Source organism: Actinopolyspora mzabensis (genome assembly GCF_900101095.1).
GTDB lineage: Bacteria > Actinomycetota > Actinomycetes > Mycobacteriales > Pseudonocardiaceae > Actinopolyspora > Actinopolyspora mzabensis.
Window position 1 is genome coordinate 22,355 of the sequence record NZ_FNFM01000007.1, and the last position, 21,169, is coordinate 43,523.

At 68.1% G+C, this 21,169-nt stretch carries 21 protein-coding genes and 1 pseudogene; 3 read left to right on the forward strand and 19 right to left on the reverse strand.

All coding sequences use genetic code 11. From position 1 onward, the window contains the following. Positions 1 to 150: 150 nt before the first annotated feature. From BLR41_RS12675 to BLR41_RS12695, 5 genes are all read right to left on the reverse strand, one after another. Positions 151 to 1,185 carry an NAD(P)-dependent alcohol dehydrogenase gene (locus BLR41_RS12675; protein ID WP_245694111.1) on the reverse strand — a complete coding sequence of 345 codons (1,035 nt, stop codon included), beginning with the start codon at positions 1,183 to 1,185 and terminating at the stop codon, positions 151 to 153. Further along, entirely contained in the window at positions 1,182 to 2,123 is a 942-nt protein-coding gene (locus BLR41_RS12680) for a carbohydrate ABC transporter permease (RefSeq protein ID WP_092628443.1), read from the reverse strand. The genes BLR41_RS12675 and BLR41_RS12680 overlap by 4 nt, the downstream gene beginning before the upstream one ends. Next, a complete protein-coding gene (locus tag BLR41_RS12685; protein WP_092628737.1) occupies positions 2,120 to 3,046 on the reverse strand; it encodes a carbohydrate ABC transporter permease in 927 nt (308 codons plus the stop codon). The genes BLR41_RS12680 and BLR41_RS12685 overlap by 4 nt, the downstream gene beginning before the upstream one ends. After that, the gene (locus BLR41_RS12690) at positions 3,043 to 4,512 is read right to left on the reverse strand and encodes an extracellular solute-binding protein (RefSeq protein ID WP_092628444.1); all 1,470 of its coding nucleotides are present in this window, start codon (positions 4,510 to 4,512) and stop codon (positions 3,043 to 3,045) included. The genes BLR41_RS12685 and BLR41_RS12690 overlap by 4 nt, the downstream gene beginning before the upstream one ends. A 268-nt stretch (positions 4,513 to 4,780) precedes the next feature. Beyond that, positions 4,781 to 5,407, reverse strand: a complete 627-nt coding sequence (locus BLR41_RS12695; protein ID WP_425426924.1) for a TetR/AcrR family transcriptional regulator — start codon at positions 5,405 to 5,407, stop codon at positions 4,781 to 4,783. A gap of 78 nt (positions 5,408 to 5,485) precedes the next feature. Here BLR41_RS12695 and BLR41_RS12700 point away from each other — a divergent pair, with 78 nt between their 5' ends. After that, on the forward strand, positions 5,486 to 6,343 hold the full coding sequence (locus tag BLR41_RS12700) for an alpha/beta fold hydrolase (RefSeq protein ID WP_092628445.1): 858 nt from the start codon (positions 5,486 to 5,488) through the stop codon (positions 6,341 to 6,343). 76 nt (positions 6,344 to 6,419) lie between these two features. Here BLR41_RS12700 and aroQ read toward each other — a convergent pair whose 3' ends face one another. The 8 genes and pseudogenes from aroQ to BLR41_RS12745 form a co-directional block, all read right to left on the reverse strand. Then, positions 6,420 to 6,851, reverse strand: coding sequence for a type II 3-dehydroquinate dehydratase (aroQ, locus tag BLR41_RS12705; RefSeq protein ID WP_092628447.1), 432 nt, complete (start codon positions 6,849 to 6,851; stop codon positions 6,420 to 6,422). Next, positions 6,848 to 7,957, reverse strand: a complete 1,110-nt coding sequence (aroB, locus tag BLR41_RS12710) for a 3-dehydroquinate synthase (RefSeq protein ID WP_092628448.1) — start codon at positions 7,955 to 7,957, stop codon at positions 6,848 to 6,850. The genes aroQ and aroB overlap by 4 nt, the downstream gene beginning before the upstream one ends. 104 nt (positions 7,958 to 8,061) lie before the next feature. Continuing rightward, positions 8,062 to 9,033, reverse strand: a pseudogene (locus BLR41_RS23510) (Abi family protein). A gap of 333 nt (positions 9,034 to 9,366) precedes the next feature. Beyond that, positions 9,367 to 9,882 (reverse strand): shikimate kinase, encoded by a 516-nt coding sequence (locus tag BLR41_RS12725; protein ID WP_092628452.1) that lies wholly within the window; start codon positions 9,880 to 9,882, stop codon positions 9,367 to 9,369. After that, positions 9,879 to 11,087, reverse strand: a complete 1,209-nt coding sequence (aroC, locus tag BLR41_RS12730; RefSeq protein ID WP_092628454.1) for a chorismate synthase — start codon at positions 11,085 to 11,087, stop codon at positions 9,879 to 9,881. The genes BLR41_RS12725 and aroC overlap by 4 nt, the downstream gene beginning before the upstream one ends. 102 nt (positions 11,088 to 11,189) lie before the next feature. Further along, positions 11,190 to 11,879 (reverse strand): prepilin peptidase, encoded by a 690-nt coding sequence (locus BLR41_RS12735; protein ID WP_218120113.1) that lies wholly within the window; start codon positions 11,877 to 11,879, stop codon positions 11,190 to 11,192. 129 nt (positions 11,880 to 12,008) lie between these two features. After that, positions 12,009 to 12,464, reverse strand: a complete 456-nt coding sequence (locus BLR41_RS12740) for a PTS sugar transporter subunit IIA (protein ID WP_092628456.1) — start codon at positions 12,462 to 12,464, stop codon at positions 12,009 to 12,011. Then, entirely contained in the window at positions 12,461 to 12,697 is a 237-nt protein-coding gene (locus BLR41_RS12745; RefSeq protein WP_092628458.1) for a PTS sugar transporter subunit IIB, read from the reverse strand. Before BLR41_RS12745 ends, BLR41_RS12740 begins: the two co-directional genes overlap by 4 nt. A 306-nt stretch (positions 12,698 to 13,003) precedes the next feature. On the opposite strand from BLR41_RS12745, the gene BLR41_RS12750 reads away from it, so the two are divergent. After that, positions 13,004 to 14,278 (forward strand): PTS transporter subunit EIIC, encoded by a 1,275-nt coding sequence (locus tag BLR41_RS12750; protein WP_092628743.1) that lies wholly within the window; start codon positions 13,004 to 13,006, stop codon positions 14,276 to 14,278. A gap of 51 nt (positions 14,279 to 14,329) precedes the next feature. After that, complete coding sequence (locus BLR41_RS12755) at positions 14,330 to 14,599, forward strand: HPr family phosphocarrier protein (RefSeq protein WP_092628459.1); 270 nt, start codon at positions 14,330 to 14,332, stop codon at positions 14,597 to 14,599. 195 nt (positions 14,600 to 14,794) lie between these two features. Here the strand turns inward: BLR41_RS12755 and BLR41_RS12760 are convergent, their stop codons facing one another. The 6 genes from BLR41_RS12760 to BLR41_RS12785 all read right to left on the reverse strand — a co-directional run bounded on the left by BLR41_RS12760 (position 14,795) and on the right by BLR41_RS12785 (position 20,994). Beyond that, entirely contained in the window at positions 14,795 to 15,688 is an 894-nt protein-coding gene (locus BLR41_RS12760; RefSeq protein ID WP_092628460.1) for a shikimate dehydrogenase, read from the reverse strand. Positions 15,689 to 15,754: 66 nt separating this feature from the next. Then, positions 15,755 to 16,966, reverse strand: a complete 1,212-nt coding sequence (mltG, locus tag BLR41_RS12765) for an endolytic transglycosylase MltG (RefSeq protein WP_092628461.1) — start codon at positions 16,964 to 16,966, stop codon at positions 15,755 to 15,757. Between the two features lie 12 nt (positions 16,967 to 16,978). Continuing rightward, on the reverse strand, positions 16,979 to 17,476 hold the full coding sequence (gene ruvX / locus BLR41_RS12770) for a Holliday junction resolvase RuvX (protein WP_092628463.1): 498 nt from the start codon (positions 17,474 to 17,476) through the stop codon (positions 16,979 to 16,981). Beyond that, positions 17,473 to 20,151, reverse strand: a complete 2,679-nt coding sequence (alaS, locus tag BLR41_RS12775; RefSeq protein ID WP_092628464.1) for an alanine--tRNA ligase — start codon at positions 20,149 to 20,151, stop codon at positions 17,473 to 17,475. The genes ruvX and alaS overlap by 4 nt, the downstream gene beginning before the upstream one ends. An 85-nt stretch (positions 20,152 to 20,236) precedes the next feature. Further along, entirely contained in the window at positions 20,237 to 20,593 is a 357-nt protein-coding gene (locus tag BLR41_RS12780) for a hypothetical protein (protein WP_092628465.1), read from the reverse strand. Then, positions 20,590 to 20,994: a DUF948 domain-containing protein gene (locus BLR41_RS12785; protein ID WP_092628466.1), complete on the reverse strand. Its 405-nt coding sequence runs from the start codon at positions 20,992 to 20,994 to the stop codon at positions 20,590 to 20,592. Before BLR41_RS12785 ends, BLR41_RS12780 begins: the two co-directional genes overlap by 4 nt. Positions 20,995 to 21,169: the final 175 nt, after the last annotated feature.

Sequence of the window (21,169 nt, forward strand, 5' to 3'; positions counted from 1 at the left end):
TCACGAGAGAACCCGCGGCGGTGCCAGCTGCGTAAGTGGTCGGAAGCGGCTACGCCGCTTGACCGCAGCAGGCGAGAGCGGCCCGGTCGAATCCCGGGTTCGTCTCGTCGGGAAACGACCGTGCGGGTACGCGGGACATGTCCCGAGCGGTCATTCCTGGGGGCGAACGACCGATTTGACCGCCGTCTCGTCACGTGCCGAAGCGGTGAGCGCCTCCGGAACCCGGTCCAGCCCGAACCGGTGAGTGACCAGCCTGTCCAGCTCGACCGCGCCGGAAGCGGCGAGTGCTATGGCGCTCGGCCAGGTGTTGGCGTAGCGGAAGGTACCGGTCAGCTCGATCTCCCGCGTCTGCACGTGCGCCAGCGGGATCGGCAGTTCGTCACCGCCCAGTCCGACGAACACGCCACGCCCGGCACGGGCGAGCGTGCCGACCGCCTCGGCACCGGCCTTGGTGTTGCCGGAGCACTCCAGCAGCACGTCCGGCTCGTAGCCGCTTTCGGTCAGGCCGCGTTCCCCGACGTCGATCGTGTCGGCCGCTGCCAGTTCGGCGGCCATCCGCAGCCTGTGCTCGGACACATCGGTGGTCACGACCTCGGTGGCGCCGAACGCGCGCGCGGTCTGCGCGGCAAGCAGCCCGACCGGCCCCGCTCCGGTGACCAGCACCCGGCTGCCGGGCGAGACCCGTGCCTTGCGGCACGCCCACACCGCCACCGAGAGCGGTTCGACGAGTGCGGCTGCCTCGTCGGACATGTCCTCGGGCACCGGGTAGGCGAACTGCTCGTGCAGCGTGACGTACTCGCAGAACGCGCCGTCGATGGGTGGGGTGGCGAAGAACCGCACGTCGGGGCACAGGTTGTAGCGCCCCGACCTGCACTCGTGGCAGCTGCCGCAGGGAACGCCCGGTTCCAGCGACACCCGGGTTCCGGGAGCGTGCCCGGTCACCTCGGAGCCACGGGCGACGACGGTGCCGGACGCCTCGTGCCCGAGGATCAAGGGCTCGCGGACCACGAACCCACCGACCCGACCGTGTTCGTAGTAGTGGGTGTCGGAACCGCACGTGCCCACAGCGGACACCCGTACCAGCACCTCGTGCGGGCCAGGTTCCGGCACGAGGCGGTCCTCGACGGCGATGTCGCCGACCGCGCGCAGCACGGAAGCGCGCATCGATGTCGGAAGTTCGTTCATTCTCCGGTCACTGCTCCCAGTGTCAGGCCGGTGACCAACCACCGGCGGACTGCCAGTCCCGCCAGCATCATCGGCACCACGACGAACGTGCCGATGGCGCACAGCTGGCCCCAGTCGATGCCGGACTGCGTGACCAGCTGGCTGGCGGCTATCGGTAGTGTCTGTGAGTGCGGACCGCTGAACACGAGGGCGAACGCGTAGTCGTTCCAGGCGAACACCAGGCAGAGCACGAAGGTGGTCACCAGCCCGGACTTGGTCAGCGGCAACACCACGTACCGGAAAGCCTGCCAGTTGGTGCACCCCTCCACTCTGGCCGACTCCTCCAGCGCTTGCGGAACATCGGCGAAGAAGGCGTTCAGCAGCCAGATGGCGAACGGCAGGTTGAAGGTCAGGTAGGCCAGTATCAGTCCCGGGACGGTGTCGATCAGCCCGACCTGGCGGAACATCAGGAACAGCGGAAGCACCACCGCGGCGATGGGCGCCATCCTGGTCGAGATGATCCAGAACGACAGGTGCCTCTTGCCCCGCATCCCGCTGCGCGCGAGCCCGTAACCCGCCAGCGCTCCCAGGATCACGGAGAGCACCGCGGACCCTCCGGCGGCGGCGACGCTGTGCCACAGGTAGGGCGCCAGCTCGTTGCCGCCGGTGAACAGCCCGGTGTAGTGCTGCAGGGTGGGGCTGAACAGCCACTGCGGCTCGGCGGAGTTGATGGCCTCGCTCGGCTTGAACGAGGACAGCAACATCCACACCAGCGGGACGAGGGTCCACAGCAGCGCCAGGGCCAGCGCGACACCGATCACGACCCTGGTTCCGGTGCCGGTTCGTTCCAGCGGACTCAGTCGTGAACCACGAGTGCCCACGGTCCCGCCACGGTTGTCGGCCGTTCCCCCGCCGGGGGCCGATGCGGCGCGGGAATCCGCGGTGTCGACCACGCTCATCGGGCCAGCCCCTTCCTGTCCAACATGCGTACGAACGTTCGGGCGATCACGATGGAGGCCAGCAGCATGGCGAGCCCGATGACGGCGGCGTAGCCGAAGTCGAAGAACCGGAAGGCCGTCTCGTACAGCCGCACCGGGACTATCTTCGTGGCGTTGGCGGGTCCACCGTTGGTGGTGACCCAGATGATGTCGAAGTAGCGGATCGCGTCCATCGCCCTGATCAGCAACGCCACCAGCAGCACGTTGGAGATCGAGGGCAGCACGATGTGGCGCAGCGTCTGCCACCGTCCGGCCCCGTCGAGCGCCGCCGCCTCCCGCAGCGGAAGCGGCACCGAGGTGAGCCCCGCCAGCGTGATCAACGCGATCAGCGGTGTCCACTCCCACACGTCCATGGCCACCACGGCCGCGAACGCGGAGAAGGTTCCGCCGAGCACGTCCCCGCCGTAACCGAGCTGCTCCAGCAACCAGCTGTAGAGACCGATCGTCGGGTCGACGAGGAACCTGCCGAGCAGACCGACGAGCACCGGGGCGACGAACATGGGCAGCAGCAACATGCTCAGCACCAGGTTTCGGCCACGGATCAGCCGCCACACGCACAGCGCGAGCAGCACCCCGAGCACCATCTCCAGGCCCAGGGTCAGCACGAAGTACAGCGCGGTTCGCAGCCAGAACCAGCCCATCTCGGGGTCGGTGAAGAACCGCGCCCAGTTGCTCAACCCGGCGAAGTCCAGGCTCAGTCCCCCGAGCAGATGAACTTCGGAGAAGCTCATCACGACGATGGTGACGAACGGCAGCACCGTCAGCGCGGCGAGCAACGCGATACCGGGGGCCATCATGCGGCCGGTGAATCCGATGCGGCGCCGTGGCGGCGCGGGATCGGCCGAGCGGGCCGCCGTGGTGGGGGATTCGGTGTCAGTGGTCATCGCGCTGCCACCCACCCTCTGGAGACGATCCGGTCCACCTGCTTGGTCGTGTCGCGCATGGCTTGGGCCGAGGTGGCGTCACCGGCAAGCATCCGGGACAGCTCGGTGTAGATGGCGGTGTCGCACTCGCTCCACATCGGGATCTTCGGCCGCATGCCCGAGTACTCGGGTTGCCATGCCCGCTGCACCGCCGGAGCAGTGAGCATGGTGGGCATGTCGGTGGGCCGCTGCTGGGCACTGCGCACTTCCGGCAGCTGGTAGATGGAGCTCAGGGTGGGGGTGGCTCCGCCGACCTCGCCGGTGAGGTTGCGCAGCTGGGTCCGCCGGGAGGTCGCCCAGTTCAGGAACAGCCAGGCGGCCTTGCGTTCGTTGGGGGCGGTGTTGCCGTTGATGGCGATGCCCGCCCCGCCGTACATGTTGGCGGATTTGACCGGACCGCTCGGCAGGGCAGCGTAGCCCACCTTGCCGGGCAGCGCTCGTTCGTTGTCGGCGGCGAACTCGTGCCAGTTCGGGCACATCGCCACCCTGCCCGCCGCGAAGGCGGCTCCCACACCGGTCCAGTCCCAGGTTCGGGAGGCCGGGTCGGCGACCGAGAGCAGGCGCCGGTAGAACTCCGCGGCCTCCAGCGCGGCGTCGGAGTCCAGTTGGCACGCCCCCGGGTCGACCGCGCCGTAGCGCCCGACGCGTTCCCCGTCGGGGAAGTACTGCCCGCCGTGGGCGAACAGCACGTTGGAGAAGTCGCACATCAGCGAGTCGTGCTGTTTGGCCTGGTGGCCGGTGCCGTAGGCGACCTCGTCGACGTTGTCGTTGAACCACTTGGCTATGCGGAAGTACTCCTCCCAGGTCCGCTGCGGCCCCGGGGTGGGGTCGAATCCCAGATCGGCGGCCATGCGCTCGTGGTAGGTCTCGAACAGATCCTTTCGGTACTGCCAGATCATCGTGGCGCAGTCGTAGGGCAGCGCCAGGACTCGCTCCCCGTCGCCGAACCGCCCGGAGACGTCCATCTGCAGCGGGACGAACTCGTCGAACCGCGAGGTCTCGCCGGGCAGGGACGGATCTCCCGCCGGTTCCCGCAGGTCGACCAGCCCTTCGGCGTAGGGCGCGAGCACTTGGTAGGAGTCGGCGTAGAGCACCTGGTACTGCGACTGGCCGGAAGCCAGGTCCAGCGCCACTTTCTGCACGAGGGCGGACAGTTCCAGGGTCACGATGTTGATGTGGATACCGGTCAGCTCGGTGAAGCGCTGGGCCTCGGCGGCGATGGCGCTGGTGGGCGCCGTGTTCTCAGAGACGAAGTTCAGGGTGCATCCGGCGAACTGCCGCCAGGGGTCGGCCGTGTCGTGGCGTCGCACGTCCTGTCGAGTGGAACAACCACTCAGCACCCCACCGCCGGCCAGGGCGGCTCCGCCGGCGAGTGTGCCCGTCAGCAGGCGTCTTCTGCTGACCGCCGCTGGTTTCGGATCGACCATGGACTCTCCCGCTACTCACCCGTCCGTGTGACTGGAGTCATTCTTAGCAGAGAAAACCCAACTTGTTAACACTTTCTGCGGTATCTATTGGCAAACAGCTCTGCCGGAAACTCTTGATCACCGGAAAGAGGCCTCGCACTCCTGCGACCGTCCCGAGCGGCGGCGAAGAATCGGGGGGCGCGACGCCGCGGATCCGGGCCTTAGCCCGCGAGCCACTTCGAGGGCGAGTGCGCGTACGGGCCTTTCCGTACGCGCAGTACGAGTTCGGTCAGCGGGACGAGGACCGATCGACCGGGTGGCCGGACAGTGCGCCGGCCACGAGGGTGTTCGCGGCCGCGCGAGCGGCAACCGCAGCCGATCCTTCGTTCGCGACGGCGTAGCTGATGATGGCGCCCTCGTGCAGGCTCAGCAGCTGCGTGGCGAGGGTCTCGACGTCGTCGCCCGCCGCGCCCGCCTCGGTGAGCAGGTCGCGGAACAGGGCGCGTAACCACGTCTTCTCGGCGACGGCGATTCGCCTGCCGGGATGGTCGGGGTCACCCAGCTCGGCGAAGGCGTTGCTGAATCCGCAGCCTCGGGTACTCGGCGCGAGCCAGTCGGGGAGCACGTCGAACGGCACCAGCACGCGGGCCACGGGGTCGGGAGGTGCATCGTGGAGGCGGGCGGTGAGCGTCTCGCGCCAGCGCCGGTCCCGGGCCTCCAGATAAGCGGCGACGAGGTTGTCCTTGGACCCGAACCGGTCGTAGAGGGTCCGCTTGGTCACGCCGGATTCGGCGGCGATGGTGTCCACCCCGACAGCGTTGATGCCGCGCCAGTAGAACAGCTCCGAGGCGACGTCGAGGATCCGCTGTGCACCGGGTGTCAGCGATTGCTCCGAGTGTGTGCCAGTGCTCATCATCACCCCAATTGACTTCACAGGTCTGTATACCTACGGTTGGGCAGGTAACTTCACAGATCAGTGTAGGAGATGTCTACTATGACCTGGTCACTGGACAACGAGTTCGAGACACCGGGCGGGATGATCCGCTGGACGGCCCTGGGAAGTGGGGAGCCGCTCGTGCTCGTGCACGGCACGCCGTACTCGTCCTTTCTCTGGCGCGACCTCGCGCCCGCGCTCGCCCGAACGCGGCGGGTCTACGCATTCGACCTGCTCGGCTTCGGCCGGTCCGAGCAACGCGAGGGACAGGACCTGAGCCTGGCCGCGCACGCCCGGAACCTCGCCCAGCTCCTCGATCACTGGAAACTGTCGAACCCCAGTGTCGTGGCGCACGACATCGGCGGCGCGGTCACGTTGCGCAGCATGCTGCTGGAAGGGGCGAGCTTTCGGGATCTCACACTGTTCGACGCCGTGAGCGGCGGCGAGTGGGAACGCGGCCTCTTCCGACTCATCCTGGAACACGCCGAGGTGTTCCATCAGCTTCCGGGCTACGCCCACCGGGAAGTGGTCGCCGGTCACATGCGCCACGCCACGAACCTCGGCTACCCGCAGGCGGTCCTCGACGAATTCCTCGCACCCTGGCACGGCGAGACCGGACAGGCCGCCTTCTACCGCCAGTACAGCCAGATCAAGCAGGAGCACACGACGGCCTACGAGCACCTGCTCGGCGGGATAACCATCCCGACACGCCTGATCTGGGGCACCGAGGACCGCATCCTCCCGCCGCAATACGCGCGATGGCTGCACGAGCGGATCCCGCACGCCGAGCTGCACTGGATCGAAGGCGCCGGCCACGTGCTACAGGAAGACGCACCAGCGCAGCTGCTGGCCCATCTCACGTCGCCGTTCGACAGCCCCTCGAACACCGCCGCGACCTCCGAGGAGGAGAGGGCTTGAGCCGACCGGCGCCGCGGGTGCGCCCGCGTTCGACGCGCCGGGGACGAGCCGGTCGAGCGAGCCCCCGCGTTTCCGTTCAGGCCGCGGTGTCGGCCAACCAGCGCAGCGCGAGCGCGTAGCCGCGCACCCCGAGCCCAACCAGCACCCCGGTTGCGATGTCGGAGATGTAGCTGTGCCCCCGGAACGACTCGCGCTGGTGCACATTGGACAGGTGCACCTCGAGCAGGGGCGCGCGCAGCTGGGCGCAGGCGTCCCGCACGGCGATCGAGTAGTGCGTCCAGGCGGCGGCGTTGAGCACCACGGGACGCCGCGAATCGGCGGCCTCGTGCAGCCACCCGACCATTTCGCCCTCGTGATCGGTCTGGCGCACCTCGGCCTCGATCCCGAGCTTGGCGGCCGTACTCCGGCACAACTCGACCAGGTCGGCATAGGTGTCGTGGCCGTACTTGTCCGGCTCACGGGTACCGAGTCGCCCCAGATTGGGACCGTTGAGCACCAGCACGTTCAAAGCAGAACCTCTTGTCCCGACTTGGCACCGCCCTCGGCGAGCGCGGAGTAGGCCGCCGCCAGCAACGACGGGTCCGGCCCTTCCAGCCTGCCCGGCTTGGCCAAACCGTCCAGCACCACGAACCGCAGCACTCCCGTGCGGGTCTTCTTGTCGGTGCGCATCAGTTCGAGCAGGTCGTTGAGCGCATCCGCGTCGTAGGAGACCGGCAGCCCCAACCGGTCCAGCACGGCACGGTGCCGATCGGCCGTCTCGTCGTCGAGACGGCCCGCCAACCGCGCCAGCTCGGCGGCGAAGACCAGCCCGATGCTCACGGCCGCACCGTGGCGCCAGCGGTACCGCTCCCGGCGCTCGATGGCGTGGCCGAGGGTGTGTCCGTAGTTGAGGATCTCGCGGTGGTGGGACTCGCGCAGGTCGGCACCGACCACGGCGGCCTTGACCCGCACCGCACGCGCGACCAGCTCGGCCAGCACGTCACCGGCCGGGTCCAGCGCGGCGTCGGTGTCGGCCTCGACGAGCCGCAGGATCTCGGGGTCGTCGATGAAACCGCACTTGACGACCTCGGCCATTCCCGCGATCAGCTCGTTGCGGTTCAGTTCCTCCAGCGTGGCCAGGTCCGCGAACACCCGGGAGGGCTCGTGGAAGACCCCGACGAGGTTCTTGCCCGCATCGGTGTTGATCCCGGCCTTACCTCCCACCGCGGCGTCGACCATGCCCAGCAGCGTGGTCGGCACGTGCACCACCCGGACACCCCGCATCCAGGTGGCCGCGACGAAGCCCGCCAGATCCGTGACCGCGCCACCGCCGATGGAGACGACGACACCGCCGCGGTCCATGCCGATCTTGCCGAAGACGTCCCAGCAGAAACCGGCCACGGCGAAGGTCTTGCCGTCCTCGGCGTCGGGGAGCTCCACCCGGTGGGCGTCCACCCCGGCCTCGCTCAGCTCCTCCCGGATGGTCTCCACCGTCGTGGTGAGCGTTGGCTGGTGCAGCAGCGCGACCACCGAGGCGTCGCCGAGGAACTCGACGAGCTCACCGAGAAGTCCGCGTCCGACCAGCACATCGTAGGGCTTCTCGGCATTGACGGGGATCCGCTCGGGCTCGCTCATCGTGTCCTCTCGCTCTCAACGGGCTCGCCCCGCATTGTCCCGCGCGTCGCCGCACCGCCGCGCGCAGGGTGGGCGTTCGAAGTAGCGCGACCGAGTACACGGCGTCACCTGACGGCGCTTTGCCAGTCGCGCCACCGCCACAACGACCAGTCGCACCAGGCAGGCGGGAAGCCCATCTCGTTCAGGGAACGTCCGGTAGGTGGGAGGACTGTGATCAGCAGGTCGATGAGATGGTCGCGCCACCGCTGCCACGTGTTCGCGTCGGCGCTCTCGGCAAGGAGGAACAGCACGAGGCACAGCGGGCCGAAGACTCGGGAGAGCTGCGTGGTCGCCCCGGTACGCAGTGGCGCTAAAAGCTCGATCGGCCCCAGATGTTTCGAAGCGATCTGAACGTCCATATTACGGTTCCACAGCCGCGAGTGGTGGGCGCAGACGTTGCGCAGGTAGTTGATCACTTGTAGCCAGTTGGCGAGAGCTGAGCCGTTGCCCGCGCCAGTGGAGTCAACAACGCCGAGGTCGCCCGCGATCTCGTCCCGGTCACGTCTCTTGAGGCCGCTGTAGAGGGTGGAGATCCCGCCGAAATCCAGAACCTCGGTCACGACCCATGTCGGCAGCCAACCGTCATACTTGACGCAGAAGTGCTTGACGAAGTCTTCGCTGGATCGCTGCTAGGCGTCCAGCGTACGGCGTATCCATTCCTGGTAGCGGCTGGGTTTGTCTCCGGTTGAGTTGTCGAAGCGGGCGTCGAGGTTGGTCGGGTCGAGATGCGCGAAGGGATCACGGCGCCCCAGGACGTGGCCGACCTGAACACGAACGGCGATCTCGATGCGTTCAAGAGCATCGAGCAGGTGCAGCCTCAACCGACGATCGAAGTCGTAAAGACCGACGACCTGATCAAGACGGGTTCCGGGAACGAAGTCATCCATTCGTCCCACTCCGTTCGGATCGGGCTGGCGATAGGGATACCAGTAGCCACTGAGCCGGTAATACCCCACGGTACGCAGGAGATGCTGCGCGTACTCGGAATCAGCGATAATCAGCCCGCGGGTGGACAACAGCTGCACCTGCTCGTGCATGCCCAGATGTGGTTTGGTGTACGCCTCAGCCAAGCACGCCCTCTTCCGGCGTCCGGACACAAGAAAACCAGCCCGTGATCACAAAGATCAGAGGGGCTGGCCATGTTACTGAAAATGGTAGCAGAAGATGTCCGTCGACCGCGGCTCCCCGTACTGAACGCCACTACGACCAGGCCATGCCACTGTTTCCGGCCCTACCAGCAGGACATGACTCGGTCATGGAATCGCTGAGATACACCGCGATGCGGAGATGATTCCGATCATCCCACGGTACCCGTCGCGGCTCGGGCCGTACCCGCCGAGGTCGAGACTCGTTACCGCAGGCACCTGCACCTAGCTGGCGGCACCGCCGAGGCGGGGCAACAGGTCGTGGACGATCTCCGCGGGGGACGACTCGTCGGTGTCGACCTCCCAGACGGCGACCTCGCGATAGAGCGGCAGCCGCTCGCGCAGCAACGCCTGGAACGTCGCCCTGGGATTCACCCCGGTCAGCAACGGCCTGGGGGCGGACAGCCCGGTCCGACGTACCCCCTCGGCCAGGCCCACCGACAGGAACAGCACCGGATGCCCCGCCAGCAGCGACCGATTCCGGTCGGTGGTCACGGCTCCCCCGCCCAGCGCGAGCACGCCCGAGTGCTCGGCCAGCGCGGCGAGCAGAGCACGTGTCTCCAGCTCCCGGAAGGCCGGTTCACCGTCGTTGGTGAAGATCTCCGGTATCGTCCTGCCCGCCAGTGCCTCGACGTCGGTGTCGGTGTCCCGGAACGGCACCCCGAGGCGTTCGGCGAGCAACTTCCCCACCTCGGTCTTGCCCGCACCGGGTGGTCCGACGATCACCAACCGCGGGCTCATGAGTTCTCCCCCCGGGAATCGGACCGCTCCTGCAGTGCCGTGAGGTAGCCCCGCACGTTGCGCCGGGTCTCGCCGATGGAGTCACCGCCGAACTTCTCGAGCACCGCTTCGGCCAGCACCAGCGCGACCATGGTCTCGGCCACCACCGCCGCGCGAGGCACGGCCGTGATGTCGGAACGCTGGTGCATGGCCTGCGCCTGCTCACCGGTGCGCACGTCGACGGTCGACAGCGCCCGGGGCAGGCTGGAGATCGGCTTCTTGGCGGCCCGCACGATCAACGGCTCCCCGTTGGTGATGCCACCCTCCAAGCCGCCCGCCCGGTTGCTGGCACGGTGCACCCAGTTCGGCCCGTGGGCGGGGTAGAGCTCGTCGTGGGCGGCGCTGCCCCTGCGGCGTGCGTTGGCGAACGCCTCACCGATCTCCACGCCCTTGACGGCCTGGATGCTCATCAGCGCCTGCGCCAGTTTGGCGTCGAGCTTGCGGTCCCAGTGGACGTGCGAACCCACCCCGGGCGGTAGCCCGTAGGCGACCACCTCGACCACACCGCCGAGCGTGTCGCCCTCCGACTTGGCGGCCTCGACCTCGGCCATCATCCGTTCGGTGGCGTGATCGCCGAAGGCCCGTACCGGATTCTCGTCGATGGTGGGCAGGTCGGCGGCCGTGGGCAGCGTCTCGTGCGCGGCGTCCACGTCCCCCAGCGAGACGACGTGGCTGACCAGTTCCACCCCGAGCAGCTGGCGCAGGAAGTGCCGCGCCACAGTTCCCACCGCCACTCGGGCGGCCGTCTCCCTGGCGCTGGCGCGCTCCAGCACCGGACGGGACTCGTCGAAGTCGTACTTCTGCATCCCGGGAAGATCGGCGTGGCCCGGCCGTGGCCGGGTCAGCGGTTCGTTGCGGGCCAACGAGGCCAGTACGTCGGGATCCACCGGATCAGCGGCCATCACCTGCTGCCACTTGGGCCACTCGGTGTTGCCGATCCGCACGGCCACCGGGCTCCCCTGGGTGAGGCCGTGTCGGATGCCGCCGATCACTTCCAGCTCGTCGGACTCGAAATTCATCCGAGGACTACGCCCGAACCCGAGCTTGCGACGCTCGAGCTGGGCGTTGATGTCCTCGGTGGTGACCTCGACGCCGGCCACCATTCCTTCCAAAACCCCCACCAATGCGGGACCGTGTGATTCCCCGGCGGTCATCCAGCGCAGCACGCCCGCGATCCTGTCACGGGGTGCCGCGTGCCGGACAGCACGGGTGCAAAGTAGGTCAGGTTCCGCCGAACACCACCGTCCCAACCCGCGGACCGGGAGGGGTCAACCCGTGAGATATCCGGTGATGGGCGGAGCCGGAAGGTGCGGGGCGGGAAACGCCGTCACCAACCAGGCGGGCAGCAGCATCGCCGGTCCGTGCGGTAACCGCCACCGCAGGGTGAGGACGGCGGCCAGCAGGGTCAGCGACGCCGCGGCGAGTATTACGGCGGGCACGGCCAGCGGATCCACCACACCCACCGGTAAACCGAGCACGCAGCCGAGTTTCACGTCGCCGGGGCCGAGCACATCGGGCCGGGCCAGCCGCACCAGCGCGTAACAACCACCGAACAGCAACGAGCCCACCAGCCCGCCCCACAGTGCCGCACCACGCTGGCTCGCCACCGCCCAGTGGCACAGTGCCGCCAGCAGCGGAACGAGCACGGGAAACGTCAACCGGTCCGGCAACCGGGCCACGGTCAGATCACAGGCGGCGAGCGCGACACCGAACCAACCCACCAACACCGGAACCGGCAACCACCGGAGGTCGAGACCGCCGTAGCACACGGCGGGAGCCAGCGAGGCCCACAACACGGCCAGGGCCGCCCGGCACGGCAACACCCTGACCGGTGTCGCACCTGCCAGGGCCCGGGTCGCGAGGTGAGCACACCCCGCGCCGCAGGACCACCCCAGTGGGAAGAGCACCCCGACCGCGAGGGAGATCGCCGGCGGAGTGGCGAGCGAACAGTCGAACACGCCGACAGCGTCGGGGTCCGCTCCCCGAGGCGCACGCGAGTACGGCGATGTCCCCGGCGTGTCGGGAACCGCGACCGCCGAACCGGCAGCGGTCCCCGAATCACGAACGGCGCCGGCCTGCGGAGCGCATCACGACTCGATGGTGAACAGCGGGTCCCCGCCGTTGACCCGCACGTCGTCGGCCATGTCCGACAACGCGTCCTGGCCGACCTCGAGTGCCACCACAGGACACACCGAGGAGTAGCCCTGCTCCTCGACCTCGGTGGGATTCCAGCTCACGACCGGGCTGCCCGCCTCGACACGTGCCCCCTTGGCCGCGTGCAGCGTGAATCCCGCACCTTCGAGCTTGACGGTGTCGATTCCCAGGTGCACCAGAACGGCCTTGCCGTCGTCGGTGGAGACGACGAAGGCGTGCGGGTGCAGCGTCGACAGGACGCCGTCCACCGGCGCCACGGCCTCCGAGGTGCCACCGCTCGGTTTGACCGCCACACCGGGGCCGACCATCGACTGGGAGAAAACGGGGTCCGGCACCTCGCTCATGGGGGCGACCAGCCCCGTCACCGGACTGAGTACCTGAACGCTCACAACAAATCCTCGATATCGCTCGCGATGGTGTCCGCTTCCGGGCCCACTACGACCTGGACAACCGTGCCCTGCTGCATAACGCCGTGCGCACCCGCTTTCTTCAACGCGGGCTCGTCGACCTTGGCGCCGTCCTCCAGCTCACAACGCAGTCGCGTAATGCACGGCTCGATCTCGACGACGTTGCCCTGTCCGCCCAGCGCGGCCAGGATCGCCGAAGCCTTGTCATCAGCCACCGAAATCCTCCACTCTCGATCACTCGCGCCTCGAGTGTCCCCACACAGCTAACCACGCCGCCCCGGGCACGTCCGATGTCGAACCGGCAACGAATCGGCCATCCGCTTGACACCCGTTCGCCCGGAAGCGCAAGGTTCCCTCCAACTGGTTTAGACCTTACCGTACCAACAGCCTGGCGAAGGTACGAGTGATTCGACGGGCAGTAAGCGACAGGTGCGCCCACCCCCCGACCGGGAGCACCGGGGCGAACTGGCCGCGACGTGTCGAAACCGTTCCAACGCACCGGTGTATCCAGGAGGTACTCGATGAGCACCAGCGCCAGCCCGTCCTCGGGCGGCAGCAAGACTTTCGCGCAGCTACAGCGGCTGGGCAAAAGCCTGATGCTCCCCATCGCAGTGCTGCCGGCGGCGGCACTGCTGCTTCGACTCGGCCAGGATGACCTGATCGGCGCCATCCCCGGCCTGACCGAGGCAGGCAGCGTCATCAGCTCCGCGGGCGGGGCGTTGTTCGACAACCTACCGCTGCTGTTCGCGATCGGCGTGGCGATCGGGTTCGCCCGAAAAGCCGACGGCTCCACCGCCCTGGCGGGCGCGGTGGGCTATCTGGTGCTGGCCGGGGTGCTTTACCAGATGACCGGCACCGAGGGCGAGACCGTCTACAACAAGGGGCCCTACGGGGTGCTGGGTGGCATCATCGCCGGCCTGGTGGCAGCGACGCTGTGGCAGCGCTTCCACCGGATCAAACTCCCCTCCTACCTGGGCTTCTTCGGCGGACGTCGGTTCGTCCCGATCATCACCTCGGTGGTCATGCTGGCCATCGGCGTGGTGCTGGGAATCGTCTTCCCCTTCTTCGACCAGGCACTCACGGCTTTCAGTGACGCGGTGACCGGCAGCGTCGTCGCGGGCGGCGGAATCTACGGTGTGGTCAACCGGCTGCTGCTGCCGATCGGCCTGCACCACATCCCGAACGCCATCCTGTGGTTCAGCACCGGCGAGTACCAGGGCGCCCAGGGCGACATCAACCGGTTCTTCGAGGGCGACCCCAGCGCGGGAACCTTCATGACCGGGTTCTTCCCCATCTTCATGTTCGCGCTGCCAGCCGCCGCGCTGGCGATCTACCACTCGGCCAAGCCCTCCCAGCGCAAGCTGGTCGGCGGTATCATGTTCTCCACGGGACTGACCGCCTTCCTGACCGGTGTCACCGAGCCGCTGGAGTTCTCGTTCATCTTCGTGGCGTGGCCGCTGCTGATCGTGCACGCGGTCCTGACCGGAACCTCACTGGCGCTGGTCAACGCACTGGACATCCACCACGGCTTCGGTTTCTCCGCCGGGGCCATCGACTACCTGCTCAACTTCGGAATCGCGCAGAAACCACTGTGGTTGATCCCGATCGGGCTGGTGTACGCGGTCATCTACTACTTCCTGTTCCGGATCATCATCACGAAGATGAAGCTGCCCACACCGGGCAGGGAGGACGACGCGGAAACCGAGCAGTCGGAGACCGAAACCGCTACGGCGAGCACGGGGAGCACGGGTTCCGCCGAGAGCGGTGATTCCACCACCAGCGGGAGCAAGACCTGATTCTCGAGGACTCACGAGGATCGGTAGGCCACGACGAGAACGGACGAGGAGATGCCTGAACGACACGTCACCGTCGCGAGCAAGGTCGGTCTGCACGCCCGGCCCGCGGCCATGCTGGCCAAGGAAGCGGCCGCGCAGTCGGTGAAGATCACCATCCGCAAGCAGGAGACGGACCCGGTGGAGGCCGCCAGCGTCCTGGGGTTGATGACCCTGGGAGCCGCGTACGGCGACGAAGTCGTGCTCGCCGCCGACGGTGAGGGGGCCGACGACGCGCTGGATCGGATCGCCGAGCTCGTCAACAGCGAGCTGGACGGCTCTTGATGGAAACCGTAGTGGCTCGGTCTCCGTAGTGGGCCGCTTGGCGGAACCTCGCGCGGCGGCGCCGATCGCGTGAGTGGTGCAACCGTGGGCCGGTTCCCTGCCCCAGGGGACCGGCCCACGTTCGTGCGAAACCTCGCGGCACCAAGACGACCGGGCCACCCCGGCATGTTCACCGCGACGAACCACCCGCCCCGCTCAGAGCAGCGGGAGCGGCACCATCCCGCCGGTGGCCTCGGACAGCGCGTCCCGCATCGCCGGGCGCGGAGCCGGTTTCCCCGTGAACAATTCGACCTGGCCGAACGACTGGTGCAACAGCATGTCGAGCCCGGTCGCCAATCGCCCGCCCGCCGCGTGCACGGCGGCTGCCAGCGGCGTGGGCCAGGGGTGGTAAACCACGTCCAGCACCCGGCCAGCCGCCGCCAGCTCACGAACGCGGTCATCCACCGCTCCGGCGGGCAGGGTGGACACCACCACATCGGCCGTCGCGGCGGCCCTCGCCAGATCCAGCGATCCCAGTTCCCGGCTCCCGGCCCGCACACCGACGCGCTCGGCCGTGGCCAGCGCGGACCCGGCCCGGTCGGGGTCGCGTACCGCCAGGGTCGCGGTACGCACCCCCAGCTCGGCGAACGCGGCGAGTACGGCCAGGGCAGTGCCACCGGCACCCAGCACCAGCCCGGTGCGCTCCCCCGTGCCGGCCGCACCGGGGAACCCGCAGGCCGCACGCAGCGCCCCGGTGATGCCGTCGACATCGGTGCAGTCCGCGTACCACGCACCGTCGGAACGCCGGACCAGCGTGTTGGCGGCACCGACCGCGACGGCGCGCTCACTGGCCTCCGAGGCCAGCTCCAGCGCCGCGTGCTTGCCCGGCATGGTCACCGACAGCCCGCGCCAGTCGGCATCGAGCTCACCCACCAGCGTCCGCAACCCCTCGGCGTCCCGTTCGATGCGCTGGTACGACCAGTCGTGCAGCCCCAGAGCCGCGTAGGCGGATCCGTGCAGCACCGGGGAGAGCGAGTGCTCCACGGGAGACCCCACCACCCCGGCTCTCACCGCACGAGACTCCACCGCATCGGGTGACTGAGCGGACATCCCGGAAGCTCCCTTTCGAAACCGGACTCTCGTACGACGTTTCGGGACCGCTTTCGCGGACGAACGTCACACCCCGTTGCGGTCGGCCTTCTGCTGAGCCTGTTTGTGCTGCTCGAAGGTCTTGGAGAAGCACGAGGTGCCGTCCTGGCGGCATTTGACGAAGTACTTCCAGTCCCCCTCGGCGGGGTTGGCGGCCGCCTTGATCGCCGCCGTGCTGGGCACGGAGATCGGTGTGGGCGGCAGCCCGGTCCTGTTGTAGGTGTTGTACGGGCCTTCCTTGGCCCTGTCCTCGTCGTCGGTGTAGAGCTGCGGGTCCTCGACGACGTAGTTGATCGTCGAATCGAGCTCGAGCCGCATGTCTATGGCCAGCCGGTTCTCGATCACACGTGCCACCTTGCCGAAGTCCTCGGTGATGCCCTCGCTCTGCACCAGGGAAGCGATCCGCAGCAGTTCGTAGCGCGAGTGGCCGGAGTCCGAGGCCAGATTCGACAGCCCCACGGCACGCAGCTTGTCGAAGGAGTCCGACAGCACCGAACGCAGCACCTCGACGGGATCGGCGTTGGGTTGGACGTGGTAGATCCCCGGCAGCAGGAGCCCCTCGAGGCGTCGCCTCGGGTGGGGAACGTCCGAGATCGCGTCGGCGGCCCACTCGGGGAGTCCGAGTTCGGCAGCCGGGGTCTCGGTGGCGGCACGGGTCAAGCGCTCCTTGCTGATACACCCTTGAGAACTCCCGTCCCCGGTGCAGGTGGCCGCGGCCAACCGGGTGAGGATGCCCTCCTTCACCTTCCCGTCCGGAAGGTTGTGATCGGCGAGCTGCATCCCACCGCGGACCTCCACCATGCCCGCCCTGGCCTCGTCGGAGACGATGCGCTCGACGGCCGCCTCCCCGGACATCTCGGAGCGCATCAGGTAGAAGCCCGGCTGGATGCCCTTGATCTCACTGTTTCCCTCGGCGGCACGGATGAACGCGGCGGCGGAGGCCACCACGTCCCGCTCCGAGAGAGTGCCCGCGATGGCACTGGTGGTTTCACCGGGCCGGATCTCGACGACGACCTGCCCGTTGCCGCTCCCCTCGTAGTCCTCGTAGCTGCCGAGCCGCAGCAACTGCAGCACGCCGTAGCCGGCACCGCCGGCGACGATCAGCAGTACCAGTATTCCGGAGCACGCCGTGACGATGCGTCGACGTCGTCGACGGTGCAGCCGTTCCCGCTCCGCCGCACGGCCGCCACGTGGTGCGTCTCCAGCGTCATCGGTGAACAGACCGAGATCATCGTTCACGCCGGGGTCCTCTCATTCGCTCCGGCCGCGTGCGTCGAGCCAGGACTGCAGGATCTCGACCGCGGCGGCCTGATCCACCACGTCCCGTTGACGCCTACCACGGATCCCGCGATCGGACAGCACCTTGGTGGCCGTCACGGTGGTGAGTCGTTCGTCACTGAGCCGCACCGGAACATCGCCGGTCCTGGCGTTGAGCGCGTCGGAATAGGAACGCGCCATGTCGGCCGCTGGGCCGTGCCTGCCCGCCAGGGTGACCGGCAGACCGACCACTATCTCGACGACCTCGTACTCGCGCACCAGCTCGGCCAGCTCGTCGAGATCGGACTTGCGGGACTTGTCCCGCTTGAGCGTCGTGAGCGGGCTGGCGAGGATGGGCGCCGGGTCACTGACCGCGACACCCACCCGTGCCTGGCCCACGTCCACGCAGATGCGCCTGCCGGGGCCCGGGTCCTTGCGGTCTCGGCCGGAACCGCCCCGGTTCGGCTCGGTTTCGGAGCGTTCGGGGTTCACGCCCGTGCCACCACCTGCTCCAGCTCCTTGCGCAACGCTTCGATCGCGGTGTCGATGCCCGAGGGATCGGATCCCCCGCCCTGGGCCATCTCGGCCTTTCCGCCGCCCCGGCCGCCGATGTGCGCGGCGAAGGAGGGCACCAACTCGCCCGCTGCCACACCCCGATCCTGGGCGCCCGGGCTGGCCGCGACGACGAAACCGACCTTGCCGGTGTCCGGGTCGGCCGAGAACAGCGCCACGACCGAAGGACGGGAGCCCAGTTTACCGCGAACCTCGCCCGACAGGGCCCGCAACGAGTTGCCGTCCACGCCGTCGGCGACCCGGACCGCCACCAGGCTGACGCCGTCGATGTCGACGGCACCACCGGCGAGTTCGCCCGCCGACTGCAGCACCTTGGCCACCCGCAGCTGCTTGAGTTCCTTCTCGGCATCCCGGAGTCGGGTGACCATGCTGTCGATGCGCTCGGGCAGGTCCTCGGTCTTGACCTTGAACCTGTCCGCGAGTTCGTTGACGAGCATGTGCTCCTTGTTGATGTAGCGCATCGCGTCCATGCCGACCAGGGCCTCGACGCGGTGCACCCCGGAACCGACCGAGGAGTCGTTGACCAGCTTGACCACACCGAGCTGCCCGATGCTGCCCACGTGGGTACCGCCGCACAGCTCCCTGGAGTAGTCGCCCATGTCGATCACGCGGACCCGGTCGCCGTACTTCTCACCGAACAGTGCGACGGCGCCGAGCTCCATGGCCCGGTCCATCGAGGTGGTGTAGGAATCGACCTCGACATCCTCCTGCAGGTACTCGTTGACCTCCTCCTCGACACCGCCGAGCACGTCGGAGGAGACGGCGGAGGGAGCGGTGAAGTCGAACCGCATCCGGCCGGGGGAGTTCAGCGAACCGGCCTGCGCGGCACGCTTGCCGTAGGCGTTGCGCACGGCCGCGTGCACCAGGTGGGTGGCGGAGTGGGAACGGGCGATGGCGTGCCTGCGTTCCGCGTCGACACCGGCCTCCAGCCGGGTGTCGACCGCGACCTCACCGCCCAGCACCTTGGCGCGGTGCACGGAGAGGCCGGGAACCGCCTGCTGCACATCGGTGACCTCCAGCTCCACACCGGGACCGACCAGCTTGCCGGTGTCGGCGATCTGGCCACCTCCCTCGGCGTAGAACGGGGTGCGGTCGAGAACCAGTTCCACCCGACTTCCCTCGCCCGCGACCGGCACCGGAGCACCGTCCCGCAGCAGCCCGAGCACCCGGCTGGTGGAGCTCAGATCGGTGTAGCCGATGAACTCGGTCGCACCGTGCTCGTCGAGCAGGGTGCGGTAGGTGGACAGGTCGCCGTGCGCGGTCTTGCGGGAGCGCGCGTCCTCCTTGGCGCGCTGCCGCTGCTGCTCCATGAGCTCGCGGAAACCCTGCTCGTCGACCGAGAGTCCGCGCTCGGCCGCCATCTCCAGCGTCAGGTCGATCGGGAAGCCGTAGGTGTCGTGCAGCTGGAACGCCTTCGAACCCGGCAGCTGGGCGGCCCCCTGTTCCCGGGTGCGCTCCACCGCCGTGTCGAAGATCTTGGAACCGGCCGACAGGGTGCCGAGGAAGGCTTCCTCCTCGTTGCGGATCACCGAGTCGATGCGGTCGAAATCACCGGCGAGTTCGGGGTAGCCCGGCGACATCGCGTCCCGCACCACCTTGGTGAACTCTCCAAGCACCGGTTCGTGCACGCCCAACAGCCGGGTGGAGCGCACGACGCGACGCAGCAGCCGCCGCAGCACGTAACCCCGGGTCTCGTTGCTGGGGGTGACACCGTCGGAGACCAGCATCATGCCGGAGCGCATGTGGTCGGCGATCACCCTGAACCGCACGTCGTCGGCGTGTTCCTCGCCATAGCGCTTGCCCGAGAACTCCTCGGCCTTGGCGATCACGGGGCGCACCAGGTCGGTCTCGTAGACGTTCTCCACGCCCTGCAGCAGACAGGCGACCCGTTCGACGCCCATACCGGTGTCGATGTTCTTGGTGGGAAGCTCACCCAGGACCGGGTACCCATCCTTGGGGCTGCCCTCCCCCCTGATGTCCTGCATGAACACCAGGTTCCATATCTCGATGTAGCGGTCCTCGTCGACGACGGGCCCGCCCTCCTTGCCGTACTCGGGACCACGGTCGTAGTAGATCTCCGAGCAGGGACCACCGGGGCCGGGAACACCCATGTCCCAGTAGTTGTCGTGCGCGTCCCTGCGCTGGATCCGTTCCGGGGGCAGCCCGCTGATCCGCTGCCAGAGCTGCTCGGCCTCCGGATCGTGCTCGTAGACGGTCACCCAGATGCGGTCGGGGTCGAAGCCGAATCCACCGGAGTCCCGCGAATTGGTCACCAGGCTCCAGGCGTGCTCGATGGCCCCCTCCTTGAAGTAGTCCCCGAAGGAGAAGTTGCCTGCCATCTGGAAGAAGGTGTTGTGCCTCGTGGTCTTGCCGACCTCGTCGATGTCGGCGGTCCGCACGCACTTCTGGATGCTCGTGGCACGCGGGTAGGGAGCGGGCGCGTCACCGAGGAAATAGGGCTTGAACTGCACCATCCCGGCGTTGACGAACAACAGGTTGGGATCGTCCAGGATCAGTGAGGCGCTGGGTACGACGGTGTGCCCCCGGCCCCGAAAATGCTCGGTGAAACGGTTGTTTATCTCGTGGGTCTGCACGATGAAGTCCTTCTACGCGGATGCGGGCTACCGGCACGGAGCAGGCGGAACACCGGTCGGCGTGAGCGGAGACTCGCGACGAACGTCAGCGCCCCGCCCTGCGAGCTCGCCGGCCCTGCGATCCGGTCTCCTCCAGCGTTCCCGCCATCCGTGTCACCTGCCGGTTCCCATTGTCCGGCAGCGTAATGGTCCGCTGCTCACGGCCTCCGGTGACGATACCGGTGCGCTCGGCCACGTCCTCGTGGAGCTCGAGTTCGCGTTCGGTCATGCCCGCGCGCACATCCGCTCCGAACGAGCCGACCGCTTCCGCCAGCTCCCGGACGGCGTCGCCCAGCTGATCGGCCACACCCGCCGGGGTGGCCTTTCGCGCGGTCCGATTGACCTTGCGGCTCAACGCCACGCCCGCGGCGACACCGGCGCCGAGCCAGAACAAACGGCTCACTTACGACCCCCCTTGCGCCTGCGGGAATGCTTGCCCGCGGCCTGTTCTTCGCGCTTTCGGCGGGCGCGCAGGGCTTTCCGCACGCCGTAGGTGAAGGCGGCTGACTTCACCAGCGGACTTCCCAGTGTAGCCGTGAACAGCGAAGAAAGTGCCGACACATTGCTGGAGACCGACTGGGCGTTGGCCGTGATGCCGTCGACACGTTCCAACTGCGTGTTCACGTGGTCCAACGTCGTGTTCGCCCCGGTGAACAGCGGGTCGGAGTTCTCCTGCGCCTTGCGGATCGCGTTGGTCGCCTCGTCCAGGGTGCGGCCGAGCTTGACCAACGGGATCGCCAGCAGCACGACCAGCAGCACGAAAGCACCTGCTGCGATCAGCGCGGCGATCTCGGTGGGCGTCACGTGTCCTCCCGATTTCCAGCCGATTCGTGCGGCCACCGTGACGAGGCACTCGAAACGGCGGCGATGATCGCGGCCAGGCTATCGCGTCGCGGTCACCGCCACGTGTGCGGCTTTGGACACGGGGATACGGCGCGGCACGGGTGGTCGGTGCGAAAGCGCGCGACCCGCACGATAG

Coding starts and splice junctions, on each gene's coding strand:
- BLR41_RS12675 (WP_245694111.1), bottom strand. CDS start 1,185: ATGAACGAACTTCCGACATCGATGCGCGCTTCCGTGCTGCGCGCGGTC.
- BLR41_RS12680 (WP_092628443.1), bottom strand. CDS start 2,123: ATGAGCGTGGTCGACACCGCGGATTCCCGCGCCGCATCGGCCCCCGGC.
- BLR41_RS12685 (WP_092628737.1), bottom strand. CDS start 3,046: ATGACCACTGACACCGAATCCCCCACCACGGCGGCCCGCTCGGCCGAT.
- BLR41_RS12690 (WP_092628444.1), bottom strand. CDS start 4,512: ATGGTCGATCCGAAACCAGCGGCGGTCAGCAGAAGACGCCTGCTGACG.
- BLR41_RS12695 (WP_425426924.1), bottom strand. CDS start 5,407: ATGATGAGCACTGGCACACACTCGGAGCAATCGCTGACACCCGGTGCA.
- BLR41_RS12700 (WP_092628445.1), top strand. CDS start 5,486: ATGACCTGGTCACTGGACAACGAGTTCGAGACACCGGGCGGGATGATC.
- aroB (WP_092628448.1), bottom strand. CDS start 7,957: ATGAGCGAGCCCGAGCGGATCCCCGTCAATGCCGAGAAGCCCTACGAT.
- BLR41_RS12725 (WP_092628452.1), bottom strand. CDS start 9,882: ATGAGCCCGCGGTTGGTGATCGTCGGACCACCCGGTGCGGGCAAGACC.
- BLR41_RS12750 (WP_092628743.1), top strand. CDS start 13,004: ATGAGCACCAGCGCCAGCCCGTCCTCGGGCGGCAGCAAGACTTTCGCG.
- BLR41_RS12755 (WP_092628459.1), top strand. CDS start 14,330: ATGCCTGAACGACACGTCACCGTCGCGAGCAAGGTCGGTCTGCACGCC.
- BLR41_RS12760 (WP_092628460.1), bottom strand. CDS start 15,688: ATGTCCGCTCAGTCACCCGATGCGGTGGAGTCTCGTGCGGTGAGAGCC.